The sequence below is a fragment of the Vulcanisaeta sp. JCM 14467 genome, from assembly GCF_001316245.1.
GTDB lineage: Archaea > Thermoproteota > Thermoprotei > Thermoproteales > Thermocladiaceae > Vulcanisaeta.
This window is the reverse complement of the sequence record NZ_BBDM01000002.1, coordinates 188,312-209,970: the sequence shown is the minus strand read 5'-3', so window position 1 is coordinate 209,970 and position 21,659 is coordinate 188,312. Positions and strand designations below refer to the sequence as shown.

29 protein-coding genes and 4 pseudogenes are annotated in these 21,659 nt (G+C 45.8%); 20 read left to right on the top strand and 13 right to left on the bottom strand.

The genetic code is table 11. The features are described from left to right. Window positions 1-32: 32 nt before the first annotated feature. From ndhC to JCM14467_RS03195, 8 genes and pseudogenes are all read left to right on the top strand, one after another. Window positions 33-428 carry an NADH-quinone oxidoreductase subunit A gene (gene ndhC / locus JCM14467_RS03220; protein WP_252900558.1) on the top strand — a complete coding sequence of 132 codons (396 nt, stop codon included), beginning with the start codon at window positions 33-35 and terminating at the stop codon, window positions 426-428. Between the two features lie 6 nt (window positions 429-434). Beyond that, window positions 435-881: an NADH-quinone oxidoreductase subunit B gene (locus tag JCM14467_RS15340; protein ID WP_252900557.1), complete on the top strand. Its 447-nt coding sequence runs from the start codon at window positions 435-437 to the stop codon at window positions 879-881. A gap of 161 nt (window positions 882-1,042) precedes the next feature. Continuing rightward, window positions 1,043-1,318: a hypothetical protein gene (locus JCM14467_RS15335; protein WP_252900556.1), complete on the top strand. Its 276-nt coding sequence runs from the start codon at window positions 1,043-1,045 to the stop codon at window positions 1,316-1,318. A gap of 26 nt (window positions 1,319-1,344) precedes the next feature. Then, entirely contained in the window at window positions 1,345-1,671 is a 327-nt protein-coding gene (locus tag JCM14467_RS15330; protein WP_252900555.1) for an NADH-quinone oxidoreductase subunit C, read from the top strand. Next, a complete protein-coding gene (locus JCM14467_RS03210; RefSeq protein ID WP_054849126.1) occupies window positions 1,671-2,948 on the top strand; it encodes an NADH-quinone oxidoreductase subunit D in 1,278 nt (425 codons plus the stop codon). The genes JCM14467_RS15330 and JCM14467_RS03210 overlap by 1 nt, the downstream gene beginning before the upstream one ends. A 280-nt stretch (window positions 2,949-3,228) precedes the next feature. Beyond that, window positions 3,229-4,332 carry a DNA double-strand break repair nuclease NurA gene (locus JCM14467_RS03205; protein ID WP_252900553.1) on the top strand — a complete coding sequence of 368 codons (1,104 nt, stop codon included), beginning with the start codon at window positions 3,229-3,231 and terminating at the stop codon, window positions 4,330-4,332. A gap of 144 nt (window positions 4,333-4,476) precedes the next feature. Next, a complete protein-coding gene (locus JCM14467_RS03200) occupies window positions 4,477-4,884 on the top strand; it encodes a hypothetical protein (RefSeq protein ID WP_054849125.1) in 408 nt (135 codons plus the stop codon). 50 nt (window positions 4,885-4,934) lie between these two features. After that, window positions 4,935-6,259: pseudogene (locus JCM14467_RS03195) on the top strand (cyclic 2,3-diphosphoglycerate synthase). Here the strand turns inward: JCM14467_RS03195 and JCM14467_RS03190 are convergent. From JCM14467_RS03190 to JCM14467_RS15325, 5 genes are all read right to left on the bottom strand, one after another. After that, window positions 6,252-6,881, bottom strand: coding sequence for a pyridoxamine 5'-phosphate oxidase family protein (locus tag JCM14467_RS03190; RefSeq protein ID WP_054849124.1), 630 nt, complete (start codon window positions 6,879-6,881; stop codon window positions 6,252-6,254). The pseudogene JCM14467_RS03195 and the gene JCM14467_RS03190 sit on opposite strands and share 8 nt — an antisense overlap. A 32-nt stretch (window positions 6,882-6,913) precedes the next feature. Next, window positions 6,914-7,369: a B3/B4 domain-containing protein gene (locus JCM14467_RS03185; RefSeq protein WP_444823177.1), complete on the bottom strand. Its 456-nt coding sequence runs from the start codon at window positions 7,367-7,369 to the stop codon at window positions 6,914-6,916. Next, window positions 7,291-7,614 carry a hypothetical protein gene (locus JCM14467_RS20350; RefSeq protein WP_444823176.1) on the bottom strand — a complete coding sequence of 108 codons (324 nt, stop codon included), beginning with the start codon at window positions 7,612-7,614 and terminating at the stop codon, window positions 7,291-7,293. Before JCM14467_RS20350 ends, JCM14467_RS03185 begins: the two co-directional genes overlap by 79 nt. Window positions 7,615-7,809: 195 nt before the next feature. After that, on the bottom strand, window positions 7,810-8,199 hold the full coding sequence (locus JCM14467_RS03180; protein ID WP_252900552.1) for an exosome complex RNA-binding protein Csl4: 390 nt from the start codon (window positions 8,197-8,199) through the stop codon (window positions 7,810-7,812). A 10-nt stretch (window positions 8,200-8,209) separates the two neighbouring features. Next, window positions 8,210-8,377, bottom strand: a complete 168-nt coding sequence (locus tag JCM14467_RS15325; protein WP_252900551.1) for a hypothetical protein — start codon at window positions 8,375-8,377, stop codon at window positions 8,210-8,212. A gap of 83 nt (window positions 8,378-8,460) precedes the next feature. Between JCM14467_RS15325 and surE the strand changes: the two are divergent. From surE to JCM14467_RS20340, 5 genes and pseudogenes are all read left to right on the top strand, one after another. Continuing rightward, a pseudogene (gene surE / locus JCM14467_RS03175) lies at window positions 8,461-9,248 on the top strand (5'/3'-nucleotidase SurE). Between the two features lie 73 nt (window positions 9,249-9,321). Next, the gene (locus JCM14467_RS03170; protein ID WP_054849123.1) at window positions 9,322-9,921 is read left to right on the top strand and encodes a hypothetical protein; all 600 of its coding nucleotides are present in this window, start codon (window positions 9,322-9,324) and stop codon (window positions 9,919-9,921) included. A gap of 44 nt (window positions 9,922-9,965) precedes the next feature. After that, entirely contained in the window at window positions 9,966-10,088 is a 123-nt protein-coding gene (locus JCM14467_RS19785; RefSeq protein ID WP_342765450.1) for a hypothetical protein, read from the top strand. 65 nt (window positions 10,089-10,153) lie between these two features. After that, a pseudogene (gene ileS / locus JCM14467_RS20345) lies at window positions 10,154-11,843 on the top strand (isoleucine--tRNA ligase); the annotation flags it as partial. A gap of 63 nt (window positions 11,844-11,906) precedes the next feature. Beyond that, complete coding sequence (locus JCM14467_RS20340) at window positions 11,907-12,977, top strand: class I tRNA ligase family protein (RefSeq protein ID WP_444823178.1); 1,071 nt, start codon at window positions 11,907-11,909, stop codon at window positions 12,975-12,977. On the opposite strand, the gene JCM14467_RS15320 is transcribed toward JCM14467_RS20340, so the two are convergent. Both JCM14467_RS15320 and JCM14467_RS03160 read right to left on the bottom strand, forming a co-directional pair. Beyond that, the gene (locus JCM14467_RS15320) at window positions 12,971-13,144 is read right to left on the bottom strand and encodes a hypothetical protein (RefSeq protein ID WP_252900550.1); all 174 of its coding nucleotides are present in this window, start codon (window positions 13,142-13,144) and stop codon (window positions 12,971-12,973) included. The genes JCM14467_RS20340 and JCM14467_RS15320 overlap by 7 nt on opposite strands. Continuing rightward, a complete protein-coding gene (locus JCM14467_RS03160; RefSeq protein ID WP_252900549.1) occupies window positions 13,135-13,542 on the bottom strand; it encodes an ASCH domain-containing protein in 408 nt (135 codons plus the stop codon). Before JCM14467_RS03160 ends, JCM14467_RS15320 begins: the two co-directional genes overlap by 10 nt. Before the next feature lie 57 nt (window positions 13,543-13,599). Between JCM14467_RS03160 and JCM14467_RS03155 the strand changes: the two genes are divergently transcribed. Beyond that, window positions 13,600-13,929: a hypothetical protein gene (locus JCM14467_RS03155; protein WP_054849122.1), complete on the top strand. Its 330-nt coding sequence runs from the start codon at window positions 13,600-13,602 to the stop codon at window positions 13,927-13,929. A gap of 34 nt (window positions 13,930-13,963) precedes the next feature. On the opposite strand, the gene JCM14467_RS03150 is transcribed toward JCM14467_RS03155, so the two are convergent. From JCM14467_RS03150 to JCM14467_RS19315, 4 genes are all read right to left on the bottom strand, one after another. After that, window positions 13,964-14,242: an ATP cone domain-containing protein gene (locus JCM14467_RS03150; protein WP_054849121.1), complete on the bottom strand. Its 279-nt coding sequence runs from the start codon at window positions 14,240-14,242 to the stop codon at window positions 13,964-13,966. Between the two features lie 65 nt (window positions 14,243-14,307). Further along, a complete protein-coding gene (locus tag JCM14467_RS03145; protein ID WP_054849120.1) occupies window positions 14,308-14,637 on the bottom strand; it encodes a hypothetical protein in 330 nt (109 codons plus the stop codon). 40 nt (window positions 14,638-14,677) lie between these two features. Continuing rightward, the gene (locus JCM14467_RS03140) at window positions 14,678-15,625 is read right to left on the bottom strand and encodes a Clp1/GlmU family protein (protein ID WP_054849119.1); all 948 of its coding nucleotides are present in this window, start codon (window positions 15,623-15,625) and stop codon (window positions 14,678-14,680) included. A gap of 50 nt (window positions 15,626-15,675) precedes the next feature. Continuing rightward, window positions 15,676-15,801, bottom strand: a complete 126-nt coding sequence (locus JCM14467_RS19315; RefSeq protein WP_256359193.1) for a hypothetical protein — start codon at window positions 15,799-15,801, stop codon at window positions 15,676-15,678. A 401-nt stretch (window positions 15,802-16,202) separates the two neighbouring features. Between JCM14467_RS19315 and JCM14467_RS03130 the strand changes: the two genes are divergently transcribed. From JCM14467_RS03130 to JCM14467_RS03110, 5 genes are all read left to right on the top strand, one after another. Continuing rightward, entirely contained in the window at window positions 16,203-17,120 is a 918-nt protein-coding gene (locus JCM14467_RS03130) for an AAA family ATPase (RefSeq protein ID WP_252900548.1), read from the top strand. 80 nt (window positions 17,121-17,200) lie between these two features. After that, window positions 17,201-18,727 (top strand): vWA domain-containing protein, encoded by a 1,527-nt coding sequence (locus tag JCM14467_RS03125; protein ID WP_252900547.1) that lies wholly within the window; start codon window positions 17,201-17,203, stop codon window positions 18,725-18,727. Between the two features lie 79 nt (window positions 18,728-18,806). Beyond that, a complete protein-coding gene (locus JCM14467_RS03120; RefSeq protein ID WP_252900546.1) occupies window positions 18,807-19,007 on the top strand; it encodes a hypothetical protein in 201 nt (66 codons plus the stop codon). A 25-nt stretch (window positions 19,008-19,032) separates the two neighbouring features. After that, the gene (locus JCM14467_RS03115) at window positions 19,033-19,341 is read left to right on the top strand and encodes a hypothetical protein (RefSeq protein WP_054849116.1); all 309 of its coding nucleotides are present in this window, start codon (window positions 19,033-19,035) and stop codon (window positions 19,339-19,341) included. Between the two features lie 121 nt (window positions 19,342-19,462). After that, a complete protein-coding gene (locus JCM14467_RS03110) occupies window positions 19,463-19,906 on the top strand; it encodes a hypothetical protein (RefSeq protein ID WP_252900545.1) in 444 nt (147 codons plus the stop codon). Here JCM14467_RS03110 and JCM14467_RS03105 read toward each other — a convergent pair. Beyond that, a complete protein-coding gene (locus tag JCM14467_RS03105; protein ID WP_252900544.1) occupies window positions 19,903-20,304 on the bottom strand; it encodes a hypothetical protein in 402 nt (133 codons plus the stop codon). The genes JCM14467_RS03110 and JCM14467_RS03105 overlap by 4 nt on opposite strands. 70 nt (window positions 20,305-20,374) lie before the next feature. Here JCM14467_RS03105 and JCM14467_RS03100 point away from each other — a divergent pair. After that, window positions 20,375-20,976 (top strand): annotated as a pseudogene (locus JCM14467_RS03100) (nucleotidyltransferase). On the opposite strand, the gene JCM14467_RS03095 reads toward JCM14467_RS03100, so the two are convergent. After that, complete coding sequence (locus JCM14467_RS03095; RefSeq protein WP_054849113.1) at window positions 20,977-21,549, bottom strand: 50S ribosomal protein L6; 573 nt, start codon at window positions 21,547-21,549, stop codon at window positions 20,977-20,979. Window positions 21,550-21,659 lie beyond the last annotated feature (110 nt).

The window sequence follows — 21,659 nt, the reverse complement described above, 5'->3', positions numbered from 1 at the left end:
AAAATGCTTCATTATTGATACTTTCGGTCATAATGTCGGCGTTCATTGATGCATTAGCAATACTGATAGTACTCGTGGTAATAGCCCTAATAGCTGATGTGGCCATCATGTATGTAGCGAGGAGATTAGCCGCAAGGAACCCAAACCCATCAAAGCTCCAGAGGTACGAGGCAGGTAATCCACCGGTTGGTGAGGCCAGGTACGTATTCCCAGTACAGTACGTGGGTTTCCTACTCATGTTCCTGGGGATGGAACCGATCATTGTGATACTATTGATTCTATCATCGGCTGCGGTTATGGCATTACCAATAATCTACATAATACTGGCGGTACTAGTAATAGCATTGCCAAGTATCTATGTTGGTTATAAATACACATTAAAAATAGCATATCCCAAAGAATTTATAAGAAAGTCAAGCGGTAGGTGACGCCGAATGGCAATTGATAAGTACCTAGAGCCATACAAGAAGTGGGGCACCAAGTACTCCCTATGGCCAATACACCTGGTAACCGCATGTTGTGGAGTCGAGATGGCGCATACTTGGAACCCGACTTACGACGCGGAGAGACTAGGGTCACTTCCCTGGCATGCGCCCAGGCAGACGAACCTAATCCTTGTCGAGGGTACGATAACCTTCAAGATGGCTAGGGTCCTTAGGTATATTTGGGAGCAAATGAGTGATCCAAAATATGTAATTGCCATGGGATCCTGCGCAGCTGAGGGTGGCATATTCTGGAATAGCTACCACGTAGTTCCAGTAAGCAAGATAATACCAATCGACGCCTATGCCATTGGTTGTCCACCAACGCCTGAGGCCGTAATACAAATGATTAGGATAGTCCAGAGGAAGATAGAGACTGGGGAGGCCAGGCTAATGTAAAGCCAAAGACCATAGACCTAACAAAGATCTTCACACCATCGCCAACTAAGCAACCTGCTCCAAACCCACCCCACAGAATAACCCCTAACCCACACGTACCGGTTTGCCAGGAGAAGAAGGTTGAGTGGCCCTTCGGTTATGAATTAATAAGCAATCAATTAATGCCCACGCTTAAGGAATCAGCTAAGAGAATCGTTGTAACCGACATTAATAGAATATGCATTAACACAGAGCCGGGTAAGTTAAGGGATGCCGCGCTATCATTATCGAAGCTCGGATTTGATCATGTGAAGTCCGTCAACGTAATAGATGTGCCTCACGAGAATAAGTTCTACGTCGAATACTGGGTCTCGAGCTATAGCAAGAAGGAACTAATGCCAGTCCTCGTATCATTAACGACAGAGGTGCCTAGGGATAACCCAAGGTACCAAGCCTAATTGATATTTGGCCAAGTGCGGACTACATGGAGCGTGAAATGTACGATTTCTTCGGTGTTTGGTTTGAGGGTAATCCATGGATGGGCAGGAACTTCCTACTCGACCCAGACACGCCGGTCAAGTTCCCACTTAGGAAGGACGTACCGGTGGTCAGGGAGTTCTACATAGTCGATAGAGAATTCCCAGGACTACCCGTGGCACCACCACAGCCAAAACCAGCGGCAGCACCACAAAAACCAGCACAAGCGCCAGCTCAACCAAAGCCTGCGCAGCAAGCGCCGCAGCCACAGTCAGGACAACCTCAGGAGAAACCAGCCGAGGGCAAGCAGGAGACAGGTGGTAGCACCGGGTGATGGGTATGGGCAGTAACGAGAGGTATGCCGAGTTATCAATGAGGATGGAAGTCCCTGAGGAGTTCATTAGGAATTTCGTCCCAATACCCAAGGAGTATGTTGAGGAAGCCTACAGGAGTGATGAGTACCTGGTCTTCATTGGACCTCAACACCCTGGTAGTGGACACATGAGGATTATACTCAGGCTTAAGGGTGATTACGTAGTCGATGCAATACCAGACCCAGGCTACGTGCATAGGGGTGTAGAAAAACTTGCTGAGACGAGGCTATACATACATGTTTTACCACTGATTGAGAGGCCCACGATACAGGACTCTGCGAACTTTGACCTCGGTTATTCACGTGCAGTGGAGAAGCTAGCTGACCTTGACGTGCCCAAGAGGGCCCAGTATATAAGGGTCATACTGGCTGAGTTAAGTAGGATTGCGACGCACCTATACGATACCGGCATACTCGCGGTATTCATAGGCCACAGCACTGGGTACATGTGGGCCTTTGGACTTAGGGACGTGATTAACGAGGCGTTCATTAGAATAACTGGCGCCAGGACGACGCTGAGTTACACGGTTCCTGGTGGCGTTAGGTGGGATGTGAAGCCAGAGGTTCTAAACTTTGTCTATGAGCTAACTAATTACCTGGAGAGGAAGATGAAGGATATGGAGTCAATATTCGTCAAGAACCCAGTGACCATTCACAGGCTTAAGGAGGTTGGAGTACTAACGAAGGAGGAAGCCATTAAGTACGGCCTTGTCGGACCATTCCTTAGAGCCTCGGGTGTTGAGTATGATGTTAGGAAGGTCGAACCCTACGAGGTCTATAACGAGTTTGACTGGGACATACCAGTGGCTGATGAGGGTGATTCATACTCGAGGTTCCTAGTCAGGGTTGAGGAGATTAGACAAAGCATCAAGATAATTAGGCAGGCGGTCAAGAACATACCCGACACACCAATAATCAGTGAGAAATTACTATCAAGGATACCACCAAAGGACAGACCACAGGCCGCCAAGGACATCAGGACATTCCTAACAAAGACCCACGTAGGACTAACGCCAGGTGCCGGTGAGGCAACAACACTAACTGAAGCCTCAAGAGGGCTATTACTATTCACGTTAATATCCGACGGACACAGCAACGTGCCATATAGGCTAAGGATGGTAACACCATCATGGCTATTACTCAGGGGATTCATGGAGGCACTAAAGGGTTATAGGCTAGCAGATGTTCCAGCTATATACGGATCATTCGGCTACTTCCCTCCAGAAGCTGATCGTTAATTATGAAAAATTAGTAACAAAAATTAGTAATCCATTAAATATTATTTAACAATGACAATATTATTTCACTACGAACACTATGAATATCGGTCAAGCTAGGCGATTGGGTAGCTAATGGCTGAAGCGTATCTAGTGCTTCATGTCTGGTTCATGAGACTAAAGACTAAGGTTGAATGTAGATGATTACTTCGTATTAATAGGATTGGGCTTGGTTTGGACCGGGAATTTATTGCTTGGGCAATGATTGGTTTATATACTTACTTGCCAAGTAATAACTTGAATGTTGCCTAGTGACTATGGTCCTGAGGACATTGAGTTCTGGATTGAGCCGCCATTATTGCTTTCTATTCAGTCTGACGTGAGGAGATTACTTGATGAGGGCGTTGATTCACAGGTACTTAATCTGGTCCGTGAGTTAAGGAGGATCATTGAAGGTAAGGGTTTGATCAAAGGCATTAACTCATCGGCGAGGGCTTTTAATGCATACGCCATTGACTCAAGTTACCCAACGCCACCCCTTGAATTAATTGGCGGTGTGATGACCGTGTTATCCTACGGCTATGTTGGTTATCTTAATGGTTCCTACGATAGGTACATGACTGGTGAGGTTGTTTTTGAGGATGTTGGCGAGTTTGAGAGGGTGATCACGAGGAGGGCTCAGGTTAGGGAGAGGGAGTTGGCGATTAAGCTACTCCGTGAGAAGGCCAGGGGTAGGAAGGAGGTTGACTTGGTAATACTTGATGGTGAAATACCAATACACCCACTGCCATATAACCTACCCGTTGAAGGCGGCGTGTTAGCCCATGTAACGAAGGTGATCGGAGACCTACTAAACCTTGCTGTGAAGACGGGAACGCCAATAATTGGTGTTGTTAAGAGGGTTAGGTCAAGGCTTCTCTCTGTACTAACCAATGAGTGCCTTCCAATGAATGATAAGCTAATCGCAAGCCTAGTCCTCAATAACGGTGAGTACATGGTGCTCGGTAATTACGGTGAGGTAATGCCCCAGTGGGTTAGGGTGAACTATGGCGATTGTGAATTAAGGAAGAGGTGCGGTGGTAAGAATGCGAGTTGTAGTGACATTAAGGAGTTAATGAGTAGGAGACTCAGTGAGGGTTTGGCAAATATCGAGAAAGTGTTCAGCGGCTCGGCCCACCCGGGACTTAGCATGCTCAGTAGGGTTCAGGTGGTCTTTTATAAGCCACGTAATGGAGCACCCGCGGTTAAGCTTGAGGTCTTTAACCCAAGCGATAAGGTGAGCATTGATGAGTTAGTGGCTTACCTGGAATCCCAGACAACCGACACGGGCTACCCATTCCTGCTTGATAGGTTGATGAGTACGTTAGGCTCGACCCTAGGATCCTGGATTACGTTAGGAACCTGATAATCAAGGGCTCGAAGGATCTCAACCCAGCACTATTGACAATGCTTCAGCTCACCAATCCGCAAAAGGCGTATTTAGTGAGGAGACTCGAGGCGTGATTATCGGGCTATAACTTAATAATTGCTGGTTTATTCATTGTCTATAATGAGGTTTGGCATGAGGATGAGGGGATTACTGATTAAGGTCTCTGTGTTCCTTCCATTAGCTGTTGCTGCCGTGGTGAGTATTAGGTTTGTTAATCCCGTCTTAGCGCCGGTAATAATCCTCGCCTTATTAATTCTCATTATCTACCTTAATCACGTAATAAATAATAGAGTGGCAGGTATGTGGGGTTCCCAATTACTTAGTATTGGTGATTATGTAATTTATGAGAGGGGGATTTACGTAAAGCCCATGGACATATTCTATCCCTGGAATGAATTGAATACCGTGCATGGCGATCAGTCTATGGTGATCTTCGTATTTAATGATGGCACCGAGATCTCACTATCGAGGGAGGTGGTTAATGGGTTGAGAGGTTGTTCCTGCATTCAGAGGTTTGACATTAGGTAGTGGTAAATAATAAATAGTGCCAGATATAGCCTAGATATGGTGACCGTTCATTGCGGAGGGTAATAATACTGGGCGCGGGCGGTAGAGACCTGCACGTATTCAACATGTACTTCCGCCACAACCCAGAGTACAAGGTCGTGGCAGTCGCCCAGGTTCAAATACCAGGTATTGGCGGTAAGCGATATATAAAGGGCGCCGGCGAGCTTTACCAACCAGGTGGAATACCGCTCATTGGGCTTAAGGACTCGAGGATCTAGGTAAGTTAATAAGGAATTTAGGCGCTGATGAAGTTATCTTAGCATACAGCGATCTGCTGTATAACGACGTTGGTAGGATAATAAGCATAGTCCTTGCGAATGGCGCGAGTTTTAGTATACTCGGTCCAAGGGACACAATGATTAAGTCATCAAAACCGATGATCGGTGTCGTAGCAACAAGAACCGGTGCAGGCAAGTCAACGGTATCGCATGAGGTAACGCTTGAACTGGTTAGGAGAGGCTTCAAGGTCGCGGCCATTAGACACCCGATGATTTACATGAGTCCTGATGAAATGATGGTTCAAGTCTTCAGGAATAGGCAGGATCTGATGAAGATAACGTTTGAGGAGAGGGAGGAGTATGAGCATTACATAGACATTGGCGTGCCTGTGCTGGCGGGTGTTGATTATGAGATGATACTCAATGAGGCAGAGTCCATGGCCGATATATTGCTATGGGATGGTGGAAACAATGACTTCCCATTTTACTACACTGATTATTTAATAACGGTTACTGATGCCAGGAGACCGGGGCATGAGGTCAGTAGTTTCCCTGGTGAAGTAAATACTAGGTTAGCAGATGCTGTGATAATTACTAAGGTCTCTGACTCAACGCCTGAAAATGTAAAGACGATAATTAATAATATCAAGGCAATCAACCCGAAGGCGTCAATAACGCAGGCAGACCTGGAGGTTTACCTGGATGATCCTAATACGGTGGCTGGTAAAAGGGTCGTGGTTATTGAGGACGCACCAACAGTAACGCATGGCGGCTTACCGTACGCGGCTGGTTACATAGCGGCGAAGAAGTACAATGCCGAGATAGTGGATCCAAAGCCATACGCCGTGGGCATAATTAAGGAGACCTACGCTAAGTACACCCACATGGGCCCAGTACTACCAAGCCTGGGCTACACGCCGGAGCAGATAAGGGACTTGGAGGAGACGATTAGGAGAATACCTGCCGACGTCGTTATAATGGGTACGCCAGCCCGCATTGAGGATGTTGTTAAGATTGATAAGCCAATCGTTAGGGCTAAGTGGAGGCTTAAGGTCCTTGAGGGACCAACAGTGAGTCAATTAATTGATGAATTCCTGGAGCGCGTAAGGCTCAAGTAGGTTGATGCGACTTAACTAGGTCGATTAAATATTTCGGTGTTGGTTTATTATTTGTGTTAATTGGCATTCCATAAACGGTCATTATTGGTATTATCCCCTCCCAATGCTTATCACTACTGATGGTTGGTCCACCCTCCCTCCTCTTAATTGCAAAGTCCTCAATACTAACCTTAACAACGGTCACGGAATTCAACTCATCAATAGATGGTAACTCAGTATCGCTTAATCTTCCAGGCACTAATCTATTAATTATTAATTGAAAAATACGAAGCTTCTCACTTGGGTCATTAATAAATGATCCCCTGCCATATATAATGACCGACTCGTAATTTATCGAATTATTGCATAGGTTACTTGCAAGGACTATGCCGTGAACCTCCGTAACGGCAATAACAATGGGTGATCCACTACCAACTATCTTAATTAACCTACTATTTGGCGAGCCGTGCATGTAGATGTACTGGTCATCATTTACATAAAGCATTGGTATTACGTATGATTCGCCATCATCTATGAAACCCACGTGGCATATGAAATTTCTATTTAACACCCTCATAAGTTCATCCCTATCATAGGACGCTCTCTCACTATACCTCATTACCTTAACCTTACGAACACGCATATAATACCAAGCGCATGTTTCATTAATAAGAATTATCGCAATTGTATATCCTTCTCATCTTTAACTACGACCGGCTTCATGCTGGCACTCCCGCCCAGGTACTTAATGGCTAAGTCAATTATGAACTGAGCCGACTCCAGCAACCTCTCATTCTCGATGCCAGGGACGCCGGCAATGACTATTAGTACATTCCTCGTCTCATTCCTTATCTTCGTTGTTTCGGAATCCCTATATGGATAAACATGCAGTATCAAACCATCAATCGTCGATAGGATTATCTGATTATCACTAAGCGACCTTTTGGGGGAGCCTATTGGGTTGAAGACCTCGCCATTCCTTGCATAACGAATTACCAGGTCCTTGCCGCCAAAGCTATCTATGTCGTAGAGCCCAATGGGGACTAGGTACTTTATGCTTGCCACATTACCAATATCAACCATTGGGTTAATCCTTGGCAAGTCCTCACCCCTGAGAACCCTCCTAAGCAATGCCTCCTGGGCTGGCCTCTGCTTCGTAGGTCTATACCAAGTTCATGCCAGTAGAAGTCCCTGTAGTGCCTAATGACTGGGTCATCCTTAAGCTTATCAAGGCTATACCTTGACCTGACCTCCTTAATTGCTTCGTTAATTATTGCTAATAATTCACTTGGGTACTCATTATTCTTCACGTTATTTACAACACCAACGCCGACAAATACCTTACCCCTGAGCCTATCCTCTATTGAGAATTTCACAGGAGCTACATAGAACTATCGATATTAAGCTTTACCTCAATCAGCTCTGGTGCCACTCCTCACGGTTCAGAAATACCAGTCATCATCACTGATTATGGGTAATTAAGGAAGTTTTTAATACCTACCTTACGCATTTAAGGCGCGGTGATGACCACCTCGACCCCTGAGCAATGAGGAGTGGTATTACGACTGATTTTAAGCCCAATACTCAACAAGACTAACCTTACGCCTAACCACAGCACCGCAATTAGGGCACTGAAGCAACTCGTTACTCTTCCACTTAAGCACATGACCACACCTGGGGCACCTGGCATAAACAACGCCAAGCTGTGCATCCCTCAGGGTTAGCGTGTATGGTGGGTCCTTTGATATGACCCTAGCCCTGACAATGTCCCCAATACCAAGCACCTCACTTGCACTACCCGGCTTGCCATTCAGTAATTGTGACGGTGGTATTATACCAGTCACGTCATCCTTTAACACCACCTTACTGCCATTATTATCAACACCAATTATTCTAACAATGACGGTCCTATCATTGGGTATTGCAACCACCTTACCATAAACAATATCGTTCAACTTCAACAACGAATTGTTACCCCTTATGCTTAACACTGACCACGTGCTCCTTATCATTCCTCGCAACAATGCCCATTACCTGAGCCCTCAACTTACCATCAGCACCAACCTCCACGTTCTCCCCTGGCAAATACTCCTCAGCAACACCAACAACATCTCCCGGAACAACAACTTCCTTACTCATGGCTCATCCACCGCCTATGCCCTCCTGCAATCCCTGACTACTGAGCACGAAACCCTTTATAAACCTATACCTTACAAGCCACTGTGGTTAAGATACTCGTGACTAATGACGACGGCATATACAGCCCAGGGCTTAGGATACTCTATGAGTACGTGAAGGACCTAGGCGAGGTATACGTAGTAGCCCCAGAAACGCCCAAGTCAGCCTCTGGACTAGGCATAACCCTGCATAAACCCCTCAGGGTCTCGGTAATGGACCTATGCGGCTTCAAGGTATACGCAACCTCAGGAACGCCATCTGATACTATTTACTTGGCGGCGTTGGAGATAACGGGTAACGTGGACCTAGTTCTCTCTGGGATTAATATTGGTGATAACACCTCGATGCAGGTGATACTATCATCGGGAACCCTAGGCGCCGCCTTCCAAGCCGCATTACTCGGCATACCAGCCATTGCCTACTCGGTGGATGTGGAGAGTGGCGATGAGCTTGAGGGTAATGAGGAGCTTGAGCCTATCCTCAGGACTATAGTTAGGGAGTCGGCGACCTACGTACTTAGGAATGGCATGCCAGGGGCGTTGATGTCATTAGCATTAACTTTCCAAGGACGATAGGGAAAGACGCCAAGGTTAAACTTGTCAGGGCATCAAAGCTAAAGTTCTCCGAGAAGATAGATGTTAGGGTTGACCCACGTGGTGGCAAGTATTACTGGCTGTTTGGTTCATTACTTGAGCCTGAGAAGGGTACGGACACATATGTAGTTCATAGGGAGAGGAATATTGCCCTGACGCCATTGACACTGGACATGAATGCTATCGGCCCACGCCAGGAAGTTGATGTAGATATCTCAATAGTCTTGTTAACGTATTAAATACGGCATTGAGACAATTACGAAGTTAATGGTAATAGAATTTAAAACCACAAATAATGCCAAGCAATGCTGTATGGCAAATGGACAATTACATACCCAAGATCAAGTACTATACATAGATGAAATTAGGAAGGGTAATTATACTATCTTCATAAAGCATGTTCTTGACCAAATACCAAGCGCCTTTAAAATAAGTTCGCTAGATTTAAAGTTCCTTAACGACTATAGGGACTACTTATTAAGTATTAACGATGAATTAGCGGAGACATACTGTACGATAATGTCAACAACAAACAATGATTTCTTTAAGGGAAGCGAGTGCGTGGGAGCGATTAGGGAGTATTGGCGTGATTTCATAACGAATGTTGATAAAGATGAGTATTGGGTCAGAATGGGTATTCATATGCTTAAGTTATTTAGTACCAATGTTGGTGTGGCCGCAATAATAGCCTTACCAATACAACTAGCCTCATTGGCTGTTTCAAGGATTGAGAAAGATAAAAAGCTGGAAGATCAAGTAATAATTACGCTGAGCAAGCTTTCAACCTTGACCGCCGCATTTTACGCCGAGATCCTGGTTCATTTATTGACTGAGAGCGTTGGTACACCGATTAATGCATTTATGATATTGGCAGGAAATGTCGTTAATGAATTAATGAAGACCTACGGTTGAGCCATTGCGTGAAATTTTTAAATACTCAATATAGCCTATGTTGGGTGTCCATTATTGATCCACGCTTCACCCTGGAGATTCAATTCGATATAAAGAGGATTGAGGAACTTGTTAGGCAGTACTGGCGTGAGTCAAATATTGAAAGTAAGTGGCATGAAGCCCACTAAATGCCAATAAGTGGTTTACATTCCTTGAAGGTCCACCAACAACCAATGGTTTCCCGCACGTAGGCCATATTAGGGGTAGGACGTATAAGGACGTGGTCCTCAAGTATCATAGACTACTCGGCTATAGGGTTTGGGCCCAGGGTGGTTGGGATGAGCAGGGATTACCAGTGGAAATCGAGGTTGAGAAAAAGCTTGGTCTCAAGACGAAGAAGGATATTGAGAAGGTTGGTTATGACAGGTTCAGCCAAGAATGTAACTCATTGGTTGATTACTACCTAGAGAGATGGAGGGAGGTTGGTACAAGGAGACTCGGTTTATGGCTAGACCTGGACAGAGCCTACGAAACTAGGAAACCATACTACATCGAGCATGTATGGACCTTCCTAAAGAACGCTTGGGAAAAGGGCTTACTCTTCGAGGATTACAGGTACTACCCTTCTGCCCGAGGTGCGAGACGGCGCTTAGCGATGCTGAGGTTGATCAGGGTTATGAGGATAGGGAGGACCCATCGATATATGTGAAGTTCCCAGTGGAGGGCGAGGCCAACACGTACCTAGTCATTTGGACGACAACGCCCTGGACCCTAGTCGATAATGAGGCCGTCGCAGTAAACCCAAACTTCGACTATGCCCTTGTCAAGGTGAGCATTAATGGGAGTACGGAGTACCTATGGCTCGCCGCATCTCTCGTGCCTAGGTTAATGGAGAAGTTTGGTATTAAGGATTACGAAATAGTTAGGGTCGTTAAGGGCTCTGAATTAGCCGGTGTTAGGTATAGGCACATCTACATGGATAAGGTACCAATACATACAACGCACATTGATAAGGCCCATTACGTGGTTCTAGCCGACTTCGTGACGCTCGAGGAGGGTACGGGCTTGGTCCACATAGCCCCTGCCCATGGTCCTGAGGATTTTGAGGCGGCTAAGAAGTATGGCTTGCCGATTACGAATTCAGTTGAGATTAACGGTATTTTCAATGAGAATGGTGGCGCATTCCAGGGTAAGTATTGGCTTGATGTTTCGCAGGAGGTGATTAGGGACCTTAGGGAGAGGGGCTTACTCCTTCGTTATGAGACCATAGTCCACACATACCCGCACTGCTGGAGGTGCGGCACACCGCTGATTTACAGGTCTGATAGGCAGTGGTTCATTAGGGTCTCCGCCTTTAGAGAGAAGATGGTTGAGGAGCTCAAGAAGGTTAAGATATACCCAGACTTCCTGAGGGATAGGTTCGATAACTGGGTTGCAAACGCAGGGACTGGACAATATCGAGGAGTAGGGTTTGGGGTACGCCATTACCTGTTTGGCGTTGTAAGGACGACCCGAGCAAGATCTTAGTGATAGGGTCACTGGATGAGTTGAGGAAGTACGCGAAGTTCATACCCAATGTGCCGAATGAGATGCTTGTTCATAGGCCGTGGATTGACATGGTGAGGATCGAGACTGAGGACTGCAGGGAGTGGGTTAGGGAGCCCTTCGTTGTCGATGTTTGGATGGACAGCGGCGTTGCCTGGATAGCGAGCATAGATGGTCTCAGGAATAAGGAGTTGTTCGAAAAGTTATACCCGTACGACTGGATCACCGAGGCCATAGACCAGACCAGGGGCTGGTTCTACTCATTACTAGTTACGTCCGTGCTCTGGATGGGTAGGGCACCCTACAAGTCCATACTGATTAGTGGGCATGTGGTTGATAAGTACGGTCAGAAAATGAGTAAGTCTAAGGGTAACGTCGTCTGGGCCGAGGACCTATTCAACAAGTGGGGCGCAGACCCAACAAGGCTCTACCTACTGACGAAGTCCGCTCCCTGGGACACAATGTCCGTCGACCCTGACGAAATAGCCGAGAGCAGGAGCGTGCTGTCGATACTTTGGAATGTGGTTAAGTTCGCAGATACGTACATGACCCTCGATAAGTTTGACCCAAATGTGCATAGGCTTGAGGACTTGGTTGGCAAGGGCTTGATTGAGGATAGGTGGTTGCTCAGTAGGTTCTATAGTAGGCTGCGTAGGTTCATGAACTACATGGACAACATGGAGTTGCACATGGCTGCTAGAGAATGGGTTGGCCTGGTTGTTGATGACTTAAGTCATGGTTATATTAGGTTAATTAGGCGTAGGGTTTGGGCTGAGGAGAGTAGGGAGGATAAGTACGCGGCCTATGCCGTGCTTTACCACGTGATTAAGGGAGCCCTAATAATGGGCTCGGCCTTGGTACCTCACATAACTGATTACCTATGGAATGCGTTCATTAGGAAGTTCGAGAGGAATGAGGCGGAGAGTGTTCATCTTACGTTAATGCCACAGGTAGATGAGAGGTACATAGATGAGAAGTTGGAGAATGCATTTGACTTATTATTTGCCATGTTCTCTGACATTGCCGAGATGAGGAATAAGATAAAGGTGAAGTTGAGATGGCCGTTGGCCAAGGCTGTGATTAAGGTTGATAGCGGCAATTTAGAAGCGCTCGGGCAGGTCAAGCACCTGCTTGAGTACTTAGCCAATGTTAAGAGTGTGGAGTTTGTGAGTGAGATTGGGCAGTGTAATGAGGATGAATATGTCAGGACTCAGGGTAGGGGTTACGAGATATGCCTCAGTAAGGTCATGGACAGGAAGCTCTACTACGAGGCTCTGGCTAGGGAGGTCGTTAGGCGTATACAGACCATGAGGGCTAAGGCGAATTTAAAGGTTGATGAGAGAATCAGGGTGTATGTAAGCACGAGCAGTGATGAGTTGGCATCGGCAATAAGGGAGTTCATGGAGTACATAGTGAATGAGGTCAGGGCTGTCGACATGGTACTTGGTAACGTACCGGCGAGCGCCTTCTCCATGGATTGGGATATCGAAGATATGAAGATTAGGATAGGGATAGAACGTGTATCTCAATAACCCGTTATTACACCCATACGAATTAGGTGCTTAAGTGCCTTCCTAACAACCCTCCTAATAACGAACCTACCCTTAATTGAATTAAACAACTTAATCGCGGCCTTACGAACACTACCCTCATTAACCAACTCCTGCAACACCCTCCTCTCTTCGTCGCTCAGAGGCACGTTATACCTAAGGGCAAGCCTGGCAATATCCACTGGACTAAGCCCGACAGATCCATCATCCTACGGCCGATCGCCTTCGTAACATCAAGTGTCAGTATTGTAACCCAATCATTACTTGAGATGTCGCCATAGATCTTTTTCAACTCATCAATTAATGCCTCACGGCTGGTAAAACCATCTATAACAGCGTCCTCATCCGTCAACTCAGAAATCCTCTTATAAAGCACGTTGACTATACGGGCCTTGGCAACAACCATACCACCACTATGAATAAACACCTCCCTATACTTAGGCCTAATGATACCGAGCCTAATCGTCGTGAACCTACCATTACCCAGCTTATCCAAGTACTTCGACCTAAGCATCAGGTGCCTACCAAGGTAGACTACCCTACGCATTTTTACGACTAATGAGGGAGAGAGCACTTTTAAAAGCGTTTATCCACGATATAGCTGATGGACCTTAAAAGCGTCGTTAAGTATGCAAATGCAGCCTACGCAGGCTTAATGATAGGATTAGCCGCATACTTCGTAATACTGATTAAGCATGGCTATACATTTGTACCGTCAAGCTCAATAAGTGTTAATCAATTCTTACAAGTATTCACATCTGGTACGCTAGGATTAATGCTTGGTATTATTCCCTGGGTCGTTATGGTCATGATCATTGCAACGGTATTCATAGTCCTAATCAACATGGTCTATGAAAATAGCCTAAGACCTAGAAAGGAGGAGAGGAAGATTACAAGGAGAAGGGAGGAAAGAAAAGGCAAGGGTAAGAAATAAGGTTTGAAGGCACTGGTTTAGGGCTGAAAACGCCTCACTCAAGCTCTTTTTCAGTAAGCCTACGCTTTACAGCCCTATCAAAGACTATCCAATTCCTATACCACTCCTCATTCGTCTTCCTAAGCTCAATTAATATGGCCTTGGTTAAATCCTTAGCCGTGACCTTATCAACATCCATGAATTGGCACTCGATCTTCCTCGCAATCCTCCTTGCAACATCAATTGGCGCACCAGTCTTAAGTATGCTGACAATGATCTTCTCGATTATGAAGTCCTCCTCGGAACCATCCCTCTTAATTACCTTATTTACCATGGCAATTAATTAATAAAATCCTTACCTAAAAATACCTTTCTCAATAATCAAAGTTTGTCCAATTATTACTTTCTAAGGATGTTTTGTGAGAATAATAACGACTCAATCTTACTAATGTAGAGCGTCTTCTCAACCTCCTCATAATTATTATTAACCTTAATCATGCCAAGCCTAATATGATCAATCAACCCCTCATTATTGAAGGACTTGGGTATTGAAATAACGGCCTTACCAGTGTTATAATATATTTTACGCAGCACGCCTAACGATAATAGGTAATTATCCTTATCCTCCAAAGCCACGAGCAATCCCATCTCCCAATTCATGGGCAATATGGCCACACTCACGCCACCAATACTCCTAATTTGGAAATCCTTAACGTTACCAATTGCCACGGCAACTCCTCCCCACTGCTCAATGTAATGTATTGATACATTAAGACTTTTTTCGAATTAACCTCATGATATAATTATCATACTTTAATCCATTAAATAACGGCAAGTTCACGATAGGCTTCTCCCTTAGGTTTATGGTTAACTCCCTCGACGGCATTAAGTACTTGCTATAACCCATCTCCCTCCGTATCTTCCTATCATCCCTATCCCTAACCCTGGCATTGGGTGGGGAGGGCAGTACAATGGTATTCCTGGCAGTACTCATTAATTCCTTGAGTAAGTCATTTATCTCATCACCACGCCTAATGACAATGGCATAATCCGCACCCACGCGCTTTACCATCTCGAGTTTAAACCTCACGGCAGTCGGCTCTGATACCCAACCATCAGTATTAATCACCACCATGTCGGCATTATAATTATGCCTAAGCTCATTAACCAGCTTTGAAATGGAGCTTAATACGTAATCCCACGCATACTCTATGCTCGTCGTCTTAACGAAAATTGACCTCAAATTCCTCAATTGCGTTAAGTGCGTTATGAAGCCAGTAGCCACCGATGCGGATATAGTAGTTGGTGGTCCTATATCATTTTGCCCTGGATCACCATCAATTACGCCAACCTTGAGCCCCTCCCTCACGCCCTTATTAACGAGCATCGTGGTCACCGTGGTCTTCCCAACATCCATGGCACCCAGAACTACTATGACCGAGTTCCTTAGGTGTATCTTGGATAGTTCATGGTCCCATATATCGATTACCTCGTTAGTTCCATCGATTCTCTCGATCTTTCCATCAGGGCCAAGAACAGCGTCAATCTTACTATCACCGAGTGACTTCATGATTATCCTCCTACCCCTCATTACAGTGAATGAACTTCCAGGTCCATACTCGGCGCCTAATACGTAGAGTTTACCATCAATTACTCTAATACTTGCTGGGCCATCAACGCTCAGAAATTCGTTGGGTCTTATTGATTGTATTTCCACGGTATACATTAATTACGTAATTATTTAAGCTTGATTACTCAATAAGCCCTTTAGTACAGTGCCAGGTCTCTGAAGTCATACGGTATCGGCTTACCTCTCCTCTTAAGCTCATCATACCTACTCGCCAGAAACGCCTCAAGTATTGGGCATCCCTCGTACTTACCCTCTCTCGGCACTTATGGTCCTCGGTATTAAATAATATGAAGCAGTCCCCGGACTTCGTGTCATAGTATGGGCACTTCTTATAGTAATCCTTCATCGACCTCACTATCCTAACAATCCATCGTTGCTTTGGGTCCTTTATTTCCCGCTTCAATTCATACTCATTTAAGTCTTCCTCGTCTGAGTAACCATACCTCACTAAAACCACCTTTTCGAAACGACTAAGGCGTTATTAATTAAGGATATTAATACCTTTCTCCTCATGCACAGGCAAATTAATTAAATCGGTGTAGCACTAAAAATTTAAAGCTCAATAGAGGCGTCTGTACTGAATGGCATCGGGCAAGGAATTGATGGCATTACTGCACGATTATCAGACCTGGTTAAGAGGGAGGAGATCCAGGTCAATAAGTTGGTGGCCGATGCGATTAGGACTAAGGGCGTTAAGAAGATCCTCACTGATTTGGAGAGGGAGCTTAAGGGATTGAATGACGTTGCGATGGACGTATTGAGCAGCCTAGCTGTGGGTAGGCACGTATTGATAATGGGACCCGTTGGAATTGGGAAAACCACATTGGCGGAGACCCTGGCTGAGATACTCCATGTCTCTGAGCCGCCATACATCGAGGTTGCATGCCATAGCCACATGACTGCTACGGAATTAACGGGGGACATAGACATAGCCGTAGCCCTACAGGCAGGGCTGGACCACCCATTAGCCTACATACCCGGGCCACTCGTGATGGCTCACGGCGGCATACTAATCCTTGATGAGATAAATAGGCTGAACCCATATAGCCAGGCAGCCCTGCTCCAAGTCCTGCAGGAGCACTATGTTTTCATAAGGGGCTTTAGGATAAGGAGCGACTTCCTCGTGATAGCCACGTCGAATCCGGCGGAGTACTCAGGTGTTTATGAGCTTAGTGAGGCGTTGGCTGATAGGATGAAGGTTGTGGAGATACCATACCCGGACAAGGACCTGCTTAAGTCAATCCTGGCCTGGAAGAGTAGCCTATACATGGAACACCTAGGTCTAAAGGCCCCTGACGCACTAACCGACGTGACAGCAACCTTCATGACCTTGGTGGCCCAGGACAGCAATATTGAGGTTGGTCCAAGCATTAGGTCGGCCATATACGCGATAACCACCGCTATGTCCAGGGCGTGGCTTGAGGGTAGGGAGGTCTCGCTGAATGATTTAAAGAGGGAGATCATTAGTAATATGGTTAATGTTGTGCGTGGTAACTTTGCCAATGAGACTGAGAAGAGGGATTACTTAATGCGTAAGTTTGATGAGGCCGTGATGATGTATAGGAGATATTCAAGGAAGTAGGCGTTAGTATGAACAGGCGTAAGTAATTAAATGGGTAAGTTATTTAATATGGCGCACAATATCCACAACGGGGTTAGGACTTGAGCGCGAACATTGACCCGGCACAAATAATTACGAGGGTGCTTAGTAAGGTTTATGAGTACTTGCAGGAGGATTCAAGGGTAATAAGGCCAGGCTCGGTTAGGAGTTTTGAGGCCGCGGCTAATGACATAATGATGAGGATACTGATTGAGGGTGGTGTTGATTACGATAAGTTTAAGGAGACAGTCATTAGGGTTGGTATCGAGAACTTGTACCTATCAGTGGAGACTTCAAACCCAGATGATAAGAAGAGGGTTCTTGAGGAGGCATTTGAAAGGGCCTTTGAGGATGTTGAAAGGATGCAGGAAAAGACTGAGGAGACATCGACACAGCAGGTTGCTGGGTTTAATGTTAATAGTGGTGGTGAGATTAGTAGTGACGGGAATATAGAGAGGAGTGATTATGAAAAGGGTACGGGCAATATTAGTGGTGGTTTTGGTGCTGAATATAGTGCTGAGGAGGGCCAGGAACTATCAATGAGTAGGTCATTAATCGCCAATGTTGATGAGCATAGCAAGGATGCGAAACTCGACTCAATAATATCGACAATATACGAAATCCTATATGGTGGCGTTGGTACGGTCAATTTCCTAAATCTTGCCCAATTAATAAATATGTTCATTGATCCATACGCAAACATCGTGGAGAAGGTTAAGGTTCTTAGGAAGATGGAGCCATACCTAAGGAACTACGGCCTATTATCCACGGACCTCAGGAGAAATAGGGATGGGGAGAGGATGTTTGAGGCGTTGAGGAATGTAGTTAGGAATGCCATGAGTGGTATGGGGCAGGTAAAGGTTGTTAGGTTCACGGACATTGACAAGTACCCAACATACGTCGTCAGCGTTAGGGAGTATAAGATCGGGGATAGCTACTTCGATGTTGATCTGCAGAAGACCGCCATGAACCTGAGCAGGAAGTCCATGATGCATAAGGTATTCACCAGTAAGGATATCGTGGTTAAGGAGTACGCCAATGTTAAGACCATAGACATAGTCCTATGCCTAGACGTGTCGGGAAGCATGAGGGAGTTGAGCAATGGCATGCCCAAGATAGAAATCGCCAAGGATGCCGTGGCCCAGTACATACAGTTCCTATCCAAGACCAATGATAGGCTCGCCATGGTATTATTCAACTTTAGGGCAGACGTACTTTGGGGATTGCACCAGGTTAGGAGGTATTGGCAGCAGATGAATTATATGCTCAAGTATGTCTATGCGGGCGGCGGTACAAACCTAGCGAATGCCCTGGAGAGGTCTAGGGAGGTCCTGACAAGGTCAAGGAGTAATTCCAAGCATGTGATCTGCGTGACCGACGGCAGGACAGTGAACTCAAGCATGTGCATTAAGGAGGCCGTGAGACTTAGGAGGGGTGGCACCACAATATCTACCATAGCCATTGGCGAGAATAGTGATGATGAGTTACTAATGAGGCTTTCCAAGATCGGTGGTGGCTTATTCATAAAGATTAGTAGCATTCATGACCTGGGCAAGGCGTTAATAATGGATAAGCTGCATAGCATGTGACCCTCCACCTATAATACACTGGGTGCTGGCTTGATTTCTTTATATACCTACATGTGATTATTAGGCTGGTGGCAAGTTGGTGCTTAGGTGCTTTAGCGATTTTGTAGGCTTCATAGTGAAGTACCCGTTTAGTAAGGAGGGACTTACGAGATTCAGGGAAATAACGAGTGAGAGGGGTATATACATAAATGATCTTTCCAATTCAATGGAGGGTAAGCAATTGCTTCAACGGGCCTACGAAATACTTAGTGAAGCCATGATAAAAAAATTCAATAACTGATGATCCAGACCTTGGTGAGGATGAATTGCTAGCTCATTACATAGCCGTAGTACTTGCGGCTCATCTCGATAAGTCGCTTTGGAGGAGGTTTGCGGATGTTGAGAGTAAGAGGTTCTCAAGTAAGTTAGTGCTTGAGGATCCCGACTGTATTATATATATTGCTAAGGAGTTCGGTATTAATGCCGTGAGACTTAGGGACCTTGATATCTATGATGAGAACCTTGCACTGGCATTCGACGTCGGCGTTAAGGTCTGGGACTACCTAAGATTCATGCCTAGGAATGACCCATACTGGAAGTTGGTTAATAGGTACCTGGTGAAGGTTGGGTGTTAATGACGTATAAGGACCTCGTTAGGCTAGTGGAGGAGGCGGTCGAGAAGAGGGTTCTTGAATTGATAAGTAAGGCATCTGAGAACCTGGACGAAACGAGAGCCTAATTGACGCACTTGGCGGTATGAAAGAACTCATGGAGTACAGGGCTGGGTCCACGGTCAGGGTTAAGGTTCAGATAACCGGCTCAACACCTCCATGCATGGACGCAATAATTAATGAGATCAAGTCGGGAGGAAACCCAAGCCACCAGGCCAGGTTTGCGGTAGCAGCATACACGCTTAGGAAATGCCATGACCTTGAGGGCAAGCCCATAGAGGACTGTGTTGAGGAGGTTGTCAACCTATTTAGGACAGTGGCGGACTTCGATGAGAAAAAGACGAGATACCAAGTAGAGCACATCGCCGGCCTTAGGGGTGGGCATAAGTTCTACATGCCACCCTCGTGCCAGGAAATGAATAGCCTAGGGCTATGCCCAACAAACCTAGGCTGTGGTGTCAAGAATCCACTACAGTATACGGCTAAGGCAATTAGGAAGTACCACTCAATGCAGAAGGCCCAGGGCTAGGCATACATCGTGGTTCCCTCACCCTGTCTCTGCTGCTGTGGCGGTGGCGCTATGGGCATGGCAGGCGGAATACCCAGTTCCTTAAGTAGTAGATTCACCTCGAAGAATACGTACTGTCCGATCATCATCTGGACGAACTGCGGGGACTTACCTGAATTCACGGACTTGGCAATATCCTCAACCTGCCTTGGATCACCCTGAATAATCAATGCGCCCCTAATTGATATGTTGACGATGGATGGGTTCGAAATTGCGGCTAGGGAGAAGGGTATTTCAACAATATCACCCCTAACAACCGCGTTAGGCCCAATGACCAAGTTCACATTGAATGCCACCTGGGTCTGCGGCGGTATCAATTGTAGTCTCTCGGCGTGTAGGTAATCGAACCTTATGCCCACGGCCTTAAACGAAAGCCCAGACATACCTTGACAAAACACTTAAATTTAAATGGTAATTTAAATCCTACGCATGGGTAATAACCAATCCAGAGAGACCCTGGATTTAATAAGGAAGGCATTGGTGAAGGTCGGCTCCGAATTAAGTAAGAGGGGTGTTGAATTCATTTTAATCGGTAGTGCGGTGCTACCCCTGCTTTATGGCATTGATTGGAACGTGCACGACATAGACATATTCATAACAAATAAATCAACAATAACAGAGCCGGACCTATTCGAGGAGATTGCCAGGGAGAATGATTGGGACGTGGGCATGGACATGAACGGCATGATGTACTACGAAATACTCATCAACGCCCAGGTAATTAGGGTTGACCTTATGGAAAATATACTTGACATATACATACCCGAGGAAATGATAAAGAATGCAGTAAAGGTTAGGGTTAATGGAATTGAAATAAGGAGCATAAGACTTGAGGATTTATTGGTCTTGAAGCCAGGGAGGCCAGTGAGGAGGGTGATGAATTCCTATCGAGAATTGCCGAAATACTCGCGGATCCAGAGAGTAGGTTAAGCATTAATAAGGAGTACCTGAGGAGAGCAATCAATTATTACACGGATGATAGGGATTCAATAGAGAGGAGACTCGAGAAGTCAGGCATATATCTTGAGTAATTACTTCATGTGTTCAACGGCATACACGTAAATACCATCAAGGACGCCAGGACCACCCTCACGACCATGCGGGCTAATCCTCTCATCACCCCTCAACGTAGTGGCTAACTCAATATTGGCCGCAAATTGACTAACAACCTCCTTATCAATGCCCTCAACAACAATGTCATCCTTTGTTGTCGAGACCTTAACGCCCTTGGGTATGTTAAGCGTTATCTTAGACCTCCTACCCATGAAATTCTCAATAACCAATTGATTACCCTGAACCTTGGCATTCATTGGGAAGTGGGAAAACACAATCTTCAACTTATACCTCCAACCCTTTGTGACACCAAGAATCATATTCCTAATGTGGCCAGCCACAGTCCCAACAACAGCCCTCTCACTCCTACCCGCGAAGTACGTCTCGACGATTATTGAACCATTGGACTGCCTTATAATGACTGGTATATTGCCGAAATCCCTCTCGAGAGTACCCAATGGGCCCTTAACAACGACCCTACTACCACTAACATCAACCTTAACACCCTCCGGAACCTCAACCTCCTCAAACACGTAAGGCTGCCTAGCCATATCAACTGACGATAACTAAACCCCTATTAAAGCGTTTAGTATCGTTTAAACCACCAGAATGGCGATAGGCATGAATAAATTGCATATGCCTACGCTCAGCTAAATTTAAA

Coding starts and splice junctions, on each gene's coding strand:
- JCM14467_RS15330 (WP_252900555.1), top strand. CDS start 1,345: ATGGAGCGTGAAATGTACGATTTCTTCGGTGTTTGGTTTGAGGGTAAT.
- JCM14467_RS03190 (WP_054849124.1), bottom strand. CDS start 6,881: ATGCGTGTTCGTAAGGTTAAGGTAATGAGGTATAGTGAGAGAGCGTCC.
- JCM14467_RS03160 (WP_252900549.1), bottom strand. CDS start 13,542: ATGCGTAGGGTAGTCTACCTTGGTAGGCACCTGATGCTTAGGTCGAAG.
- JCM14467_RS03095 (WP_054849113.1), bottom strand. CDS start 21,549: ATGGCTAGGCAGCCTTACGTGTTTGAGGAGGTTGAGGTTCCGGAGGGT.
- ndhC (WP_252900558.1), top strand. CDS start 33: ATGTCGGCGTTCATTGATGCATTAGCAATACTGATAGTACTCGTGGTA.
- JCM14467_RS03200 (WP_054849125.1), top strand. CDS start 4,477: ATGAGGTTTGGCATGAGGATGAGGGGATTACTGATTAAGGTCTCTGTG.
- JCM14467_RS03110 (WP_252900545.1), top strand. CDS start 19,463: ATGAAAGAACTCATGGAGTACAGGGCTGGGTCCACGGTCAGGGTTAAG.
- JCM14467_RS20340 (WP_444823178.1), top strand. CDS start 11,907: ATGTCCGTCGACCCTGACGAAATAGCCGAGAGCAGGAGCGTGCTGTCG.
- JCM14467_RS03205 (WP_252900553.1), top strand. CDS start 3,229: ATGTTGCCTAGTGACTATGGTCCTGAGGACATTGAGTTCTGGATTGAG.
- JCM14467_RS03210 (WP_054849126.1), top strand. CDS start 1,671: ATGGGTATGGGCAGTAACGAGAGGTATGCCGAGTTATCAATGAGGATG.
- JCM14467_RS03150 (WP_054849121.1), bottom strand. CDS start 14,242: ATGGTAAATAAGGTAATTAAGAGGGATGGTTCCGAGGAGGACTTCATA.
- JCM14467_RS15335 (WP_252900556.1), top strand. CDS start 1,043: ATGCCCACGCTTAAGGAATCAGCTAAGAGAATCGTTGTAACCGACATT.
- JCM14467_RS03170 (WP_054849123.1), top strand. CDS start 9,322: ATGGCAAATGGACAATTACATACCCAAGATCAAGTACTATACATAGAT.
- JCM14467_RS15340 (WP_252900557.1), top strand. CDS start 435: ATGGCAATTGATAAGTACCTAGAGCCATACAAGAAGTGGGGCACCAAG.
- JCM14467_RS15325 (WP_252900551.1), bottom strand. CDS start 8,377: ATGAGTAAGGAAGTTGTTGTTCCGGGAGATGTTGTTGGTGTTGCTGAG.
- JCM14467_RS03155 (WP_054849122.1), top strand. CDS start 13,600: ATGGACCTTAAAAGCGTCGTTAAGTATGCAAATGCAGCCTACGCAGGC.